Below are 14,838 nucleotides of genomic sequence, written 5' to 3'. Positions count from 1 at the left end.
AAGATCGGTAAAAGAGATCGATCTTGAGTGGAACTCATGTGCGGAGCTCGGGCAGTCTCGCGAAGATTATGTAGGCTTCGTGTAAGTAAAGGCTGGCCCATGCGCGCTCGCTGGGTACGTAGCCCTCGTCTGTTTCCGCCGGGTCCCACCGGCAGACGCAGAGTGAGGGCTACGGCTCTGTCCGTCCTCGTTTCCTTCTCCTTCATGCTCACGACGGAGACCGCAGCGGCCACCGGGGCCACGCTGCCGGCGCTGAGCATGCCCGAACTGTCCTTCCCCGGGCTGTGGGACTGGGCCAACACGTCCCCGCTCGACACGCCCGACCAGCAGAACGGCACCGCGCGGGGCAAGAGCCACCGCGCCTCCACCGCGGCCACCAGCGCCGACGGCGGTTCCGGCCGTAAGCCCGGCAAGGGCAAGGGGGAACTCGACGCGTACAAGCGCGCGGAGGACCCGGCCACCACGGCCACCACCGGCAAGGCCCCCGGTACGGCGAAGAGCTTCGACGCCCGGACCAGCAAGCGGGATGCCAGGAAGTCCACGGCCACGTCGGACCACTACGTCAACGCCGACGGGTCCACGACCGTCCGGCACCACTCCGGCCGCACCAACTTCAAGGCCGCCGACGGCACATGGAAGCCGATCGACACCGCCCTGACCACGGACACGGACGGCAGGCTCCAACAGCGGGCCAACTCGCTCGACGTCGAGTTCGCCCCCGACGCCGCCGACCAGCAGCTCGCGTCCATCGACTTCGGTGACGGCCGCAGCCTCGCGTACGCGCTGCGCGGCTCCACGAAGGCCGAGCCCACCGTGGCGGCCGACGGCACCGTGACCTACTCCGGTGTGCTGCCCGGCACCGACGTACAGCTCGTGCCGCTCGCCGAGGGCCTCAAGGAGAACATCGTCCTGCACAGCAAGGACGCCGCCGACTCCTGGGTCTTCCCGCTCGACGTCAAGGGCCTCTCGCCCCGTGTCTCGGCCGACGGCGACGTGGAGTTCACCGACGCCGGCGGCAAGGTGACCGCCACCATCCCCCATGCCTTCATGGAGGACTCCAGGATCGACCCGCGTTCCGGCGACGCCGCGCAGTCACGGGCCGTCGACTACGAACTCATCGACGTGGACGGCGAGCCGGCGCTGCGGCTGACCGCCGACCGGGAGTGGCTGGACGCCCCCGAGCGGGTCTACCCGGTCACCGTCGACCCGACGATCGTGGCAAGCAACTCGACGTACACGCAGAACACGATCGGGGGTGACCACTCCACCGAGAACCAGATCAAGATCGGTTCGTACGACGCGGGCACCAACAAGGCCAACTCGTTCCTGCAGTTCCCCTCGCTCGGCACCACGCTCGCCGGGCAGAAGGTGTCCGCGGCCACCCTCAACGTCTGGGCGCTCTGGTCCGCGACCTGCACCGCGCAGGACTTCTCGGTCCACCCCGTGACCCAGTCCTGGACCCCGTCCGGTGTGACCGCCTACCCCGGTCCCGCGTACGGAGCGTCCATCGGCTCGGCCACGCCCGCGCCCGGTGCCTCCTGCTCCAACACCGACGGCGGCACCGACGTCGGTGTGAAGATGCCGGTGACCCTCGACACGAGCTGGTTCACCCAGGTCGCCACCGGTGGCGCCAACCACGGTCTCGCGATCACCGCGTCGACCGCGGACGGACTGCACTGGAAGAAGTTCCACTCCGACAACTCGGCCACCGCCGGCTGGCGTCCGTCCCTGGACCTGACGTACGCGCCCAACGCCAAGCCGCAGGTCACCGCCCAGTACCCGCCGGAGAACTTCCAGGCCAACACCCTCCAGCCCGAACTGCTCGTCTACGCCAAGGACGCCGACAAGTGGCCCCAGGCGTCACTGACCTACACCTACGAGGTTTACGACGCGGACAGCGAGAGCACCACACCCGTCGCCACCTCCGGGGCCATCACCAAGGGCAACTGGAAGATCCCCGCGGGCAAGCTCAAATGGAGCAAGAACTACCTCTGGTACGTGGGCGTCAGCGACGGCTACGAGGAGGTGACGTACTCCAGCCGCTTCACCACCGCCGTGCCGCAGCCGCCGGTCACCTCGGGACTGGCCCAGAACACCGACGGCCACGAGTTCGACCCCAGTGACGGCAACTACACCACCGAGGACACCGACGCCGACGTCGAGGTGGTCGGCCCCTCGCTGGAGATCGACCGCTCCTACAACAGCCTCGACCCGCGCATCGACAACGCCTTCGGCGCCGGCTGGTCGACGGTCGTCGACATGAAGGCGGCCGAGGTCAAGGACGGCGCGGGCGCGATCGCCAGTGTGGTGATCACCTACCCGGGCGGTGAGCAGGTCGCCTTCGGCCGCAACAGCGACGGCACCTTCGTACCTCCGCTGGGCCGCTACGCCCGGCTGGCGGCCGTGACCGGCGGCGGCTACGCGCTGACGGACAAGGACTTCACGGAGTACGCCTTCAAGCAGGCGACCGGGAAGGCCGGCACGTACGCGATCTCGACGATCAAGGACTACGCCGGACGCACGGAGACGTTCACCTACAACGCCTCCAAGCAGCTGACGAAGATCACCAACGAGACGTCCAAGCGGTCCCTGACCCTCGCCTGGAACACGGCCACCCCCGCGCACGTCGCGACGGTCGCCACCGACCCGTCCACTCCGGGCGACTTCGACACCGCCCAGACCTGGCAGTACACCTACACCGGCGACCAGCTGACCAAGGTGTGCCCGCCGGCCGACTGGTCCAAGTGCACGACGTACACGTACGCCACCGGCAACCACTACCGCACCACCGTGCTGGACGCCGACCCGTTCGCGTACTGGCGGCTCGGTGAGACGTCCGGCACGGTCGCCAAGGACACGGTCGACACCAACCAGGGCCGGTACAACGGCACCTACCGCAACGTGACCCTGGGCAGCTCGTCCGTCCTCGCCGGCTCCACGCAGAAGACGGCCACCTTCAACGGCACCACCTCGTACGTCGAGATGCCGAGCGCCCCCGGTGCCACGCCGTCGTACATGACGGTGTCGTTGTGGTTCAAGACGACCACGGCCGGGGGCGTCCTCTTCTACTACGGCGACAAGCCGCTGAGCGTCGCCGATCCGGTCGGCACGACGACGAAGAACACCCCCGCGGTGTACGTCGGCACGGACGGCAAGCTGCGCGGCTGCCTGGCCATGTCGCCGGGCTGCATGACGACGATCACGTCGTCCGCGAGCGTCACCGACGGCCAGTGGCACAACGCGGTGCTCACCGGTGTGGCCAACAGTCAGACCCTGTACCTCGACGGTGTCTCGCAGGGCTCCCTCGCCGGCACCGTCAACGACTGGGAGCAGCCCTACATCTCCCTCGGCGCCGGCGTCAACACCGACGGCTGGCCCGCCATGAACGCCGGCGACAAGCTCGGGCACTACACCGGCCAGATGGCCGAGGTCGCCATCTACTCCGAGCCGCTCGACCCCTCGGTGATCACCGCGCAGTACCAGACCGCCAAGCGGTCCGCCGGACTGCTCAACAAGATCACCACACCGGGCGGCAAGACCCAGTCGTCCGTCGTCTACGGCACCACGGACGACCTGGTTCTCCAGGCCACGGACGGCGACGGCGGTACCTGGAAGCTCAACCCCGCCACCGTGACCGGCTCCTCCCAGGTCTACCGGTCCGCCGTGATGGGCTCCGCTCCCGCCGGATACTGGCGCCTGGACGACACCCTCGGCGCACCGCAGGCCGCGAACGAGCTGCACACCGGCTTCGGCACGTACAACACCGTCACCCAGGGCGTGCAGGGGCCGTTCGGCCCGACCGACGTGCGGGCGGCGCAGTTCAACGGCACGTCGTCCTATGCCGAAGTCCCCTTCTCCACATGGCACAAGTCGGGTGAGCGGGCCGTCGAGCTGTGGTTCAAGACCACCAAGCCCGGTGTCCTCATATCCGACCAGCAGCGCTCCGTCACCGATCCCGCCGGGGTCGGCGGCAGCTGGAACCCCGTCATGTACGTGGGAGCCGACGGCAAGCTGCGCGGACACTGGTGGAGCGTCTCGGGCTCCGGCGGCGCCGACTTCGGCTCGAAGAGCACCGTCACCGACAACGCCTGGCACCACGCCGTGCTGTCGGCCTCGGGCAGCACCCAGACGCTGTACGTCGACGGTGTGAAGCAGGCCGACTTCAGCGGCGCGGCCAAGGACCAGACGAACAGCCGCACCTTCATCGGCGCGGGCTTCGCCAAGTCGTGGATCCAGTCCCCGGGCGACATCAGCTACTTCACCGGCTCCATCGCCGAAGTCGCGGTCTATTCGGACCCGCTCAGCGCCGACGAGGTCGAGCAGCACTGGTCGGCGTACAAGGCGTCCTCCGGTGTCGCCCCGGTGCGCACGGTCACGCTCACCGACCCGACCGACAAGACGCTGACGTACGTCTACGACGCGGAGATGGGCAACCGTCTGCTGGCCGCGATCGACACCAACGGCAAGCGGACGACGTACGGCTACGACACGGCGGGCTTCATGCACACCGTGACCGACGCCAACGGCAACCGCAGCACGACCGGTCACGACATCCGCGGCAACACGGTCTCCCAGACCGACTGCCAGGACACCGCGGCCGGCAAGTGCGCCACGGAGTACTACACGTACTACCCGGACGCGACCACGGCGTTCCCCGCGATGGACCCACGGAACGACCTGCTCCTCACCGAGCGGGACGCCCGTTCCTCCGGCCCGGCGGACAACGCCTATCTGACCAGCTACAGCTACGACGCGGGCGGCAACCTCCTCTCGGTGTCCACCCCGCCGGTTGCCGGTCATCCCGGTGGCCGCACGGCCTCGACCACCTACACCACCACCGCCACCCCGGCGGCGGAGGGCGGCACGGCGAAGGCGCCGGCCGGTCTGGTGGACACGGTGACCACACCGGGCGGCAAGAAGACGAAGAACGTCTACTTCGCCAACGGTGACCTCGCCGACATCACCGACGCCAACGGCGCCAAGGTGAAATACACGTACGACGCACTCGGCCGGAAGATCACCGAGACCGAGATATCGGACGCCCAGCCCAGCGGGCTGACCACCGGCTTCACCTACGACAAGAACGACCAGGTCGCCACCGAGACCAGCCCCGCGGTCACCAACCGCGTGACGGGTGCGGTGCACCGGGCCAGGTCGACCACGGTCTTCGACGCGGACGGCAACGTCACTTCGCAGACCGTCGCCGACCTCACCGGCGGTGACGCGTCACGCGTGACGTCGATGACCTACGACGCGTACAACCGCGTGGCGACACGGACGGACCCGGGCGGCGACACCACGTCGTTCGAGTACGACGTCTACGGCAACAAGGTCAAGGAGACCGACCCCGCGGGGAACGCCAACACGTACACCTTCGACGCCGAAGGCCGTCCGCTCACCACCAGCCTGCTCGGCTACACCGGCGACCCGCACAATCCGTCGGCTCCGACCACGCTGGTCCAGGAGTCCCGGGCCTACGATCCGGCCGGCCGGCTCGCGTCGATCACCGACGCGATGGGCTGGGTGACGGCATACACCTACACCGACGACGGTCTGTCGGCGTCGGTCGTGCGCAAGGACCCGGCGAACGGCAAGCAGTTCACCGAGCAGTCCAACGAGTACGACATGGCCGGGAACCTGATCAAGCAGGTGACCAACGACGGCCAGACCACCAGCACCTTCGCGGTGGACGCGTCCGACCGTGTCACGTCCTCCGTGCTCGACCCCGCCGGTGCCAACCGCACCACGAAGGTCTCCTACGACCCGGACGACAATGTCCTCTCGGAGACGGAGACCGACCCGGCGACCGGCGACGTCAGTACGTCGGACACGACGTACGACAACCTGGGCAACGTCACGGGCGCCACGGTGCACGACGGGACGACGGCTCCGGTCGCGCGCTGGAAGCTCTCGGAGACCAGCGGCCCGACGGCCGAGGACTCCTCCGGCGGCAACCGCAGGATGACGCTCGGCAGCGCGGTCACCCGCTCCACCGAGAAGGGCGGCTCGGCGGTCTTCAACGGGACGGCCAACGCTTACGGCCAGACGGAGGGCTCCGCGGTCGACACCAGCGGCAGCTTCACCGTCTCGGCGTGGGTCAAGCTGAACTCGACCGCGTCGAACTACACGGCGGTCGGCCAGGACGGCACCTACCACTCGGGCTTCTACCTGGGCTACGTCCAGTCGACGAACAAGTGGGCCGTCCGCTTCCCGACCAAGGACGACGCCTCGGGCGCCCTCGGGGACCAGCTGGTGTACTCCACCGCCGCCCCGGTGACCGGCCAGTGGACCCAGCTGACGTCCGTCTACGACCAGTCGACCGGCAAGATCTCGCTGTACGTCAACGGCGCCCTGCAGGGCACCGACGACCGTACGTCGGTCTGGTCGGCCAACGGCAGGCTGCAGATCGGCCGGGTCAAGTACGCGGGCGCGTACGACGGCTTCTGGCCGGGCGGCATCGCGGACGTGCAGGTCTACGGGGAGGCGCTGAGCGCGTCCCAGGTGTCCGCGGTGCACGGGGGGACGCTTCCGGCGGCGGGCAGCGCCGTCCGGTCCAACTCGTGGAAGCTGGACCAGCGGGGTCTGCCGCTGTCGATGACGGACGCGAACGGTGCCACGACGGACTTCGGATACGACGAGGCCGCCCAGCAGACCACGGTCACCGAGCCGGCCGTCAACGCGGAGCAGAACGGCGGGACCCCGGTCTCCGTCCGTCCTGTGTCGATGACCGGCTACAACACGTTCGGTGAGGCGACCGAGACGTCCGACCCGCTCGGCAACGTCTCGGTGACGGCCTACGACGCCGAGGGCCAGGAGTCCTCGACGACGTCGCCGAACTACACGCCGCAGGGCTCCCCGACGCCGATCACGGCCACGGCATGGAACGAGTACAACAAGCTGGGCCAGGTCACGGCGGAGGTCGACCCGCTGGGCAACCGCACCACGTACACGTACACACAGCTCGGCGACCTGGCCTCCGTCACGGAGCCGGGTGGCGGCACGACGAAGTACACGTACGACACCAACGGCGACCAACTGTCGGCGACGCGGCCGAACGGCGCCCGCGAGGAGTCCACCTGGGACTATCTGGGGCGTCCGGTCACCAGCACGGACATCGTGCGCCAGCCGACCCAGCGGGCGTTCACGGCGATCAACGAGTACAACGCTCCGGGCGGCGAGCTGTCCCGGACCGTGAGCCCGACGGGTGTCTCGGAGTCGTACAAGTACAACTCGATCGGCGAGACCACCGAGGTCACCGACAGCGCCGGTAACACGTCCAGGTTCACCTACGACATGGACGGCCAGGTCCTCACCTCGACGGACCCGGACAACACCAGCACCAAGAACACGTACGACGGTTTCGGCCAGCTGGTCTCCACCAGCGACCTGGACGCGACCGGTGCCGTGCTGCGCAGCAGCAGCGCCGCGTACGACCGTGCGGGCAACCCGGTGTCGGTGACCGACTACCGCGGTCACACCGTCACGTTCACCGTCGACCCGACGGGCCTGGTGACCAAGGCGGTACAGCCGGTCTCGGCGACCGAGTCGATCACCACGACCTTCGGTTACGACGCGGCGGGCAACCGGACGCGGTTCACCGACGGACGCGGGAATCCGTTCCTGACGACGTACAACAGCTGGGGAATGCCGGAGTCGGTCATCGAGCCGTCCACCCCGGCCCACCCGGACCCGGCGGACCGCACCTTCACCACGGTGTACGACGCCAACGGGCGACCGAAGGAGCAGCGCTCCCCGGGTGGCGTGGTCGTCACCAATGAGTACGACGTCAAGAGCCGGCTGATCCGTCAGACCGGCACGGGTGCGGAGGCCGCCACGGTCGACCACACCTACGACTACGACTCCGACGACCGGATCACGGCCGTGGCGGGTGCGGGTGAGGACAAGAACACCTTCACCTATGACGACCGCGGTCTGCTGCTGTCCACGTCCGGCCCGTCGGGCAACTCGTCCTTCGCCTACAACGGTGACGGACAGCTGACCTCGCGGACCGACGCGTCCGGAACGTCGACCTACGGGTACGACACCGCTGCCCGTCTGAAGACGGTCGACGACGGGGCCACCGGCTCCACGATGACCTACGACTACGACGTCAACAACAACGTCACGTCGGTCGACTACGGGGCGGGGAAGTCCAAGCGGACGTTCTCGTACGACGCCCTGGAGCGGGTCACCAGCGACAAGCTGACCTCGCCCACCGGCAAGGTGCTGTCCTCCATCGCCTACGGGTGGGACGAGAACGGCAACGAGACGTCGAAGACGACGACCGGTGTCGCGGGCGCGGCCGCGAACACGTACACGTACGACTGGGCGAACCGTCTGTCGTCCTGGAACAACGGGACCACGACGGAGCAGTACGGCTACGACGCCTCCGGCAACAGGACGCGCGTCGGCGGCGACACGTACACGTACGACGCCCGCAACCGGCTCACGTCGGACGGGCACAGCACGTACACGTACACCTCGCGCGGCACGATGAGCACGGTCACCGACGAGGGCGGCGCACAGACCTCGGTCAAGGCCGACGCCTTCAACCGTGTCATCAGCGAGGGCGACCGGACGTACACGTACGACGGCATGGACCGGGTCCTGGACGCCAAGGACGAGACCGGCACCGCGCTCTTCTCGTTCAGGTACAGCGGCGCCGGCAACGATGTGGCCTCGGACGGTGTGACGTCCTACAGCCGCAACGCGGACGGCTCGCTGCTCGGTGTGAAGACGGCGGCGTCCTCTGCGCTGGTCCTGACCGACCTGCACGACGACGTGATCGGTCAGTTCACCGCCACGGGTGAAGCGCTGACCGGCTCGACGACGTACTCGCCGTTCGGCAAGGTGATCCAGACCGCGGGCATGCTCGGCAATCTCGGCTACCAGTCCGGATGGACGGACCCGGAGACGGCCAAGGTCAACATGGCCGCGCGCTGGTACTCACCGGAGACCGGCCAGTTCAACAGCCGGGACACGGTGGGGCTCGATCCGCTGCCCACATCGGTCACCGCGAACCGCTATGCGTACGCGGACGACAATCCGATGACGGCCACCGACCCGACCGGTCACTGGCCGAGCTTCATCGACAAGGCGATCAAGAAGGTCAAGAAGAAGGTCAAGAAGGTCGTCAAGTCGGCCTGGAAGAAGGCCAAGCGCACCGTCAAGAAGGTCGCCAAGGCCGTCCGCAAGGCCGCCAAGACGATCAAGCGTGCGGTCAAGAAGGCGGTCAGGAAGGCCCACCGGGCGGTCCGCAAGGCCGTGCGGTACGTGCGGGACAGCGTCCGCAAGGTCAAGAGATACGTCAAACGCACGTACAAGCGGGTCAAACGCTACGTCCACAAGGTCGTCAAGCACGTCAAGAAGACCGTGCGGAAGGTGGCCAAGGCCGTCAAACACGTGGCGAAGAAGGTGGTGAAGGCAGCCAAGAAGGTCGGCAGAGCAGTCAAGAAGGCGGCCAAGGCCACGGCCAACTTCGTCAAGCAACATGCCTCGACCATTGTCTCGGTCGCGGTGGGAGTCGCGGTGTTCGCCGGCTGCACCGTCGCCACGGGTGGCGTGGGTGTGATCGGTTGCGGTGCCCTCGCGGGTGCGGCGGCCAACGGCGTGGGCTACCTCATGAGTGACGGCCCGAAGTCCATCGGAGGCTTCCTCGGCTCGGTCGCCGTCGGTGCCATCACCGGTGCGGCAGGTGGTGCGGCCGGAATGCTGGGCGGCGCAGCGGGCCGCCTGCTGTCCGGAGTGGGCGGCAGGCTCCTCAAGGGCGCTGTCGAAGGTACGGTCGAGGGCGCCATCGACGGTGCCGTCGCGTACGGCGTCACCTGTGCGAACACGGAGGACGGCTGCAGCGTCAGCGGCGCGGCCAAGGCCACGGCGGGAGGCGCGGCCCTCGGCGGCGTCTTCGGCGCCGCCGGCAGCAAGTTCGGCCGCAAGGGCAAGCCGTCTCCGGAGCCCGACGCCCAGCCTTCCGCGCCTCGGGCGACGAGCGGGCCAGGCTGCCGGGTGCCGCGGCACAGCTTCACCGCGAAGACCCCGGTGAAGCTCGCCAACGGCAAGACCAAACCGATCTCCAAGGTGAAGACCGGTGACCTCGTCCTGACGGCCGAGCCCGGTAAGAAGACCCACGAGAAGCACCGGGTCAAGAAGGTGATCGTCACCACGACGGACCGTGACTACGTCGATGTCGTCGTAGCCACCAAGTCCGGTCCGCAGACGATCGAGACCACCAAGCACCACCAGTTCTACGAGTCGAGCCGCAACTCCTGGACCCAGGCCGGCGACCTCAAGCCGGGCCAGACGCTCCAGGACGACTCGGGTGCACCCGCTCTCATCGTCGAGGTCAAGTCGTACAAGGCGCAGCGCGTCACGTACGACCTGAGCATCGAGGGCCTGCACACGTATTACGTGGTGGCAGGGGCAACACCGATTTTGGTGCACAATGCCGATGCGGGTTGCGCCAACAAGCTCAGGAATGCCCTCAACGCTGCCGGTGACGTGGAACCGGCCACGCCTCACTCTCCGCACCACATCGTGGCAGGGAATTCGCCGAAGGCCGCTTCAGCAAGGGCTCAGCTGGATAGATTTGGAATCGGTGTAAACGATGCCGAGAACGGCGTCTGGCTGCCGCGAAGCAGTTCATCTCCCAACCCGCACGGGCTGTCAGTACACTCGAAGGTTCACACGAATGAGTACTACGCGTACGTGAATGACTTGATGAGTGGAGCCAGGAATAGGAGTGAAGCGCTTGACGTCATAGGTCACGTCAGACGACAACTGCAAGGTGGCCACTGGCCGTAGTTCGAAGGTGCCCGCCCGCCGGGGGTTGGTGGGCGGGCACCCGCAAGGGTGCGTACCGCTGGACTCGAAGGGTGATCATGTCTAGGAAGCAGCAGGTAGATTCGGCGGAGGGCATCGCACGCCGACTCGTCGAGGAGATGGGTGGCTTCGACCGGTCACTCTCGGGGCTGACTCAGCTGGTGAGGAGATTTTCGGCGATCGAGTTTGAAGTTCCGGAACTCCCCGACGCGGACGGATATCTCTTCCAGTATGGGAAGGTCAACTGGTTTCCGGAGCCCACCTTCGCTCTCGGTATTGTCCGACAGCTTGAAGTCGTTGACTCGGCCGGCGAGCACGAGTCCTACGTTCAGGTGCAGTTCGAAATTAGGTACCCCTTGGATGAGGACCTCGATTCTGTAGGAAGTTATTCGGAGTGGTGGTTCCCCGGCGGCGGGGTCTCGTTCGATAGCTGGCTGGATTCCGTGGATCGAGCTGCAATTTCGAATCGCATTGCTGTGAAAACTCCTCGCGAATTTGCGATCTGGCAAGAGATGGTTTAGCTAGATCGTTGAGTCTCTCGAAACAGGAGGCCCCACCGGTGTGATTCCGGTGGGGCCTCCTGGCGCATTTGACGGCAACGCCGACGGCAACGTCAGCGGACGACGGCTGATGCGGGTGCGTCTTCGGAGCCGTCGTCGCCCCGGCCGAGAGCCTCTCCGAGGGTCTCGATGGCCTGGCGTTGGAGGCGGAGTCGGACGTGGGCGTACACCCCGGCGGTGACGCCGATGTCGGCATGTCCAAGTAGTTCCTTGATGACGACGAGGTCGACGCCCTGTTCCAGAAGCAGGGTGACGGTCGAGTGCCGTAGGTCGTGAAACCGGATGCGGCGAAGTCCTGCGCGGTTGAGGAGTCGGCTGAAGCTGCGGGTGAGGTTCGCGGGTTCGAGAGGGCCGCCGGTGGGGGTGGTGAACACAACGCCGGTGCCCGACCAGCTTGTGCCCGCGGCCAGGCGTGCTTCCTCCTGCTGTTCCCGGTGAGTATTCAGCGAGTTGACGCATTCGGTGGGGAGGGCGATGCGGCGTTCGGAGGCGCGGGTCTTGGTGTGTAGGACGGTCAGGCCGCCGGTGCGGGTGCGCTGGAGGAAACGGTGGATGGCGGCGGTTCCCGTGTTGAGGTCGAGGTCGTCCCAGTGCAGCCCGAGGAGTTCGCCCTTGCGGAGCCCGGTGCGCAGGGCGAGTTCGTACAGTGCGTGGAGCCGGTCGCTGCTGGTTTGCGCCGTGTGACAGCTTGATCACCCTCAGAGGTCCCGGTGGAGCCGGCTCCCCGGGGCTTCAGGAACGTATGACGGCAGTGAGGGCAAAGGCCCCAATTGGTCAGGGGCAGGGGAGTAGGGGAGCCAGATGGTAGCGGTGGACATCGCATGGTCCGTGACGGAGTATCAGGGCGTCGATGAGTTTCCTGGTCTTCCCATGGCCTGGCGATGGTCACCCATCCCGGTCTTCGTCTTCTCGCTGGCGATGGACGCCGAGGGAAGCCGGGCCTACCAGGTGAACACCCTCAACACCTTCGACGAGGGTCTGGTCAGGGCGGTGCTCGAGTTCTCACGGGAGCACCGCATCGGGGAGGGGCGGGAGTCGCAGCCGTTCACGGTGCTTCCTGGATTCACGTACGGGTCCTACGGGTTCGACTCCGTGGCCGCCGCCCCGCCCGCCGTCCACCGCTATCACATCGGGCGGAACGAGGCCCTGAACGACGTGGTCACCGCCGTATTCCCCGCCTATCGATGCGAGTTCTCCGGCACCGAGACGCTCGACGAAGCGGAATACCGCTTTCGTCACATGCTGCACCCGACGACCATGTCCCGGCCGCCGGTCCCCTATCTCCGTATGCGGTACGAGAACACCAAGACGGGTGGGGGCAGCATCGGTCCGGACCGAGGGTTCACCACCCACGAGGTCCTGCTCCGTGAGCTCGACCTCCTGGACGGCGCCCCCGGAAGTTTCGTGGAATTCGAGAACTTCCGCGGGGAGGTCTGGAAAGTCGAATGGGATGGCTCCTGGGTCGTGAACGGGGAGCGTCAGGAATCCCCGTTGCCCGAGGACTGGGTGATGGCTTCGCTGGGATGTCCGTCCCGGGGAGAGCCCGTACGTCAGGAGGGGTGAGCCAGACCGGCCAGGCCATACCTGCGGCGACCCCTTCCGCGCCGGACGCGGATGCTTCGCCCGGCGGTCGGAGGGTGCGAGGGTGGGGGCCATGTTGTACGAGCATCGCGGCCGGCGGCCCGTCGTTCCCGAGTCCGCGTACGTCGCGCCGTCCGCCGTGCTGTGCGGCGCCGTCGTCCTGGGGGAGCGGGCGCGGGTGCTGCACGGGGCCGTGCTCACCGCGGAGGATGGTGAAGTGCGGACGGGCGCGGACGTGGTGGTGATGGAGAACGCGCTCGTCCGGGGGCGGGCGAAGCATCCGGCGGTCCTGGGGGACGCCGTGCTCGTCGGGCCGCACGCGCACATCAACGGTGCGACGGTGGAGGACGAGGTCTTCGTGGCGACGGGGGTGGCGATGTTCCCCGGCGCCGTGGCCGGGGCGGGTTCGGAGCTGAGGATCAACAGCGTGCTGCATGTCAATTCACGGCTGGAGCCGGGAACCGTCGTGCCCATCGGCTGGATCGCCGCCGGCGACCCGGCGGAGCTGTTCTCGCCGGACCGACACGACGAACTGTGGGTGAGGCAGCGCGGGATGGACTTCCCGGGAACGGTCTACGGCGTCCCGCGCGGTACGTCGATGCGGGAGATCATGGCCCGCCAGGCCGAGTTCTACGGAGCGCACAAGGGCGACCGGCCCGTCGGCGGCTGAAGAGCGAAGGGTGAGGGAGCGCCGCCCCGTCCTCGGGCCGGGCTGCCGGCGTTGGTCCTTTGAGCGAGATGCAATGGAGGCGAAATGCCGCGCACGACCCCGCCCCGCCCCGTCGACATCGAGGCGATCTTCCCGGATCTGAGTGCCTACCGAGGAACCGCTACTCGGCTGCATCCCCGCCCCGGGGCTCCAGGGGAGGCCGAGAGTTCGGTGGGTGGCCCACTGCTGTGGCCGGCCGATGAACCGTGGCCCGTCTGTGCGGAGCCACACGCGCGGGGGGCCGAGAGGCTGGACGATGTGCGGTTGCGCCGACGGATTCTCGACGAGGCTTGGCGGCGCTCACCCTCCGGTCCGAACGACGAGGAACGACAACTGCTGGCGTCGCTGGCGGGAGCACGCGACGAACCCTCCTTCAAGGACGCCGAGCCGGTCCCGTTGTTGCCGCTGGCGCAGCTTCACCGCAGGGATGTACCCGGCCTCGTCCCAGGTCCGGACGGCTGTGACCTGCTTCAAGTCCTCTGGTGCCCGTTCGATGTGCACGGCGGTGGGCACGAGCTCTCTCTGCACCTGCGCTGGCGCCGCTCTTCGGAAGTGACCGAGGTACTCGCTGACCGGCCCGAGCCATTGCTGGTGGGGAGTGATGCCTTCGTGGCCGAGCCCTGTGTCCTGCACCCCGAGCGGGTGGTGGAGCACGTGTTTCCTGAGGTGCTCCCCGAGGAGCTGCAGGAGCGTATCTACGAGTGGGAGGGCGACGAGGACGAGCAGGACGAGGACTCGATCCTTTATCAGTCCGACCTCTCCCTTGCTCCTGGGTGGAAGGTCGGCGGCTTCCCGGGCCGGCCGTCCACCGGGCCGGTCAAGATGATCTGCGAGTGCGGGGAGGGAATGGAGCTTCTGCTTTCCGTCGACAGCAGGGAGTGGGACGACGGAACTCGCTCGTGGATCCCTCTGGAGGATCTGCCGACGTCGGACGTGTCAGGTGCCAACATCCCCACACGGGTCAGGGTCGGGCGGGGCGGTGTTCTGCATGTCTTCATCTGTACCGTCGACCCGACGCACGCGCACCGTTTGAACGTGCAGTGAACAGCCTTCGCTGTGACTGGCTTCCCGGCTACGGCTGCGGCTGCGACTGCTGAAGAGCGATGGGCCGGGAACACGGACCGGGCCGGCCGGAGTGCGGCGCGGCCCGGTGCCGGGCGGAAGCGGGCG

General features: G+C 67.6%; 5 protein-coding genes and 1 pseudogene. 5 read left to right on the top strand and 1 reads right to left on the bottom strand.

Translation table 11 applies throughout. The annotated features are described in order from the left end of the window. Positions 1-204: 204 nt before the first annotated feature. Together ACIQMR_RS20965 and ACIQMR_RS20960 are read left to right on the top strand one after the other, a co-directional pair. Positions 205-10,800 (top strand): LamG-like jellyroll fold domain-containing protein, encoded by a 10,596-nt coding sequence (locus ACIQMR_RS20965; RefSeq protein WP_401389214.1) that lies wholly within the window; start codon positions 205-207, stop codon positions 10,798-10,800. A 77-nt stretch (positions 10,801-10,877) separates the two neighbouring features. Next, positions 10,878-11,339: a hypothetical protein gene (locus tag ACIQMR_RS20960; protein WP_401389211.1), complete on the top strand. Its 462-nt coding sequence runs from the start codon at positions 10,878-10,880 to the stop codon at positions 11,337-11,339. Between the two features lie 92 nt (positions 11,340-11,431). Here the strand turns inward: ACIQMR_RS20960 and ACIQMR_RS20955 are convergent. Beyond that, positions 11,432-12,046 (bottom strand): annotated as a pseudogene (locus ACIQMR_RS20955) (site-specific integrase); the annotation flags it as partial. 202 nt (positions 12,047-12,248) lie between these two features. Here ACIQMR_RS20955 and ACIQMR_RS20950 point away from each other — a divergent pair. From ACIQMR_RS20950 to ACIQMR_RS20940, 3 genes are all read left to right on the top strand, one after another. Continuing rightward, entirely contained in the window at positions 12,249-12,941 is a 693-nt protein-coding gene (locus tag ACIQMR_RS20950; protein WP_401389208.1) for a hypothetical protein, read from the top strand. 91 nt (positions 12,942-13,032) lie between these two features. After that, positions 13,033-13,629 carry a gamma carbonic anhydrase family protein gene (locus ACIQMR_RS20945; RefSeq protein WP_401389206.1) on the top strand — a complete coding sequence of 199 codons (597 nt, stop codon included), beginning with the start codon at positions 13,033-13,035 and terminating at the stop codon, positions 13,627-13,629. Between the two features lie 297 nt (positions 13,630-13,926). Next, positions 13,927-14,712 (top strand): hypothetical protein, encoded by a 786-nt coding sequence (locus ACIQMR_RS20940; RefSeq protein ID WP_401389203.1) that lies wholly within the window; start codon positions 13,927-13,929, stop codon positions 14,710-14,712. Positions 14,713-14,838: the final 126 nt, after the last annotated feature.

The organism is Streptomyces sp. NPDC091376 (assembly GCF_044757085.1).
GTDB classification, from domain to species: Bacteria; Actinomycetota; Actinomycetes; order Streptomycetales; family Streptomycetaceae; genus Streptomyces; species Streptomyces pratisoli.
Note: the sequence above shows the minus strand (reverse complement) of the source record. Positions and strands in the feature narration are given on the sequence as shown.

What these genes read in the sequence shown, in the direction of transcription:
- ACIQMR_RS20965 (WP_401389214.1), top strand. Translation starts at nt 205, where the DNA reads ATGCTCACGACGGAGACCGCAGCGGCCACCGGGGCCACGCTGCCGGCG.
- ACIQMR_RS20960 (WP_401389211.1), top strand. Translation starts at nt 10,878, where the DNA reads ATGTCTAGGAAGCAGCAGGTAGATTCGGCGGAGGGCATCGCACGCCGA.
- ACIQMR_RS20950 (WP_401389208.1), top strand. Translation starts at nt 12,249, where the DNA reads ATGGCCTGGCGATGGTCACCCATCCCGGTCTTCGTCTTCTCGCTGGCG.
- ACIQMR_RS20945 (WP_401389206.1), top strand. Translation starts at nt 13,033, where the DNA reads ATGTTGTACGAGCATCGCGGCCGGCGGCCCGTCGTTCCCGAGTCCGCG.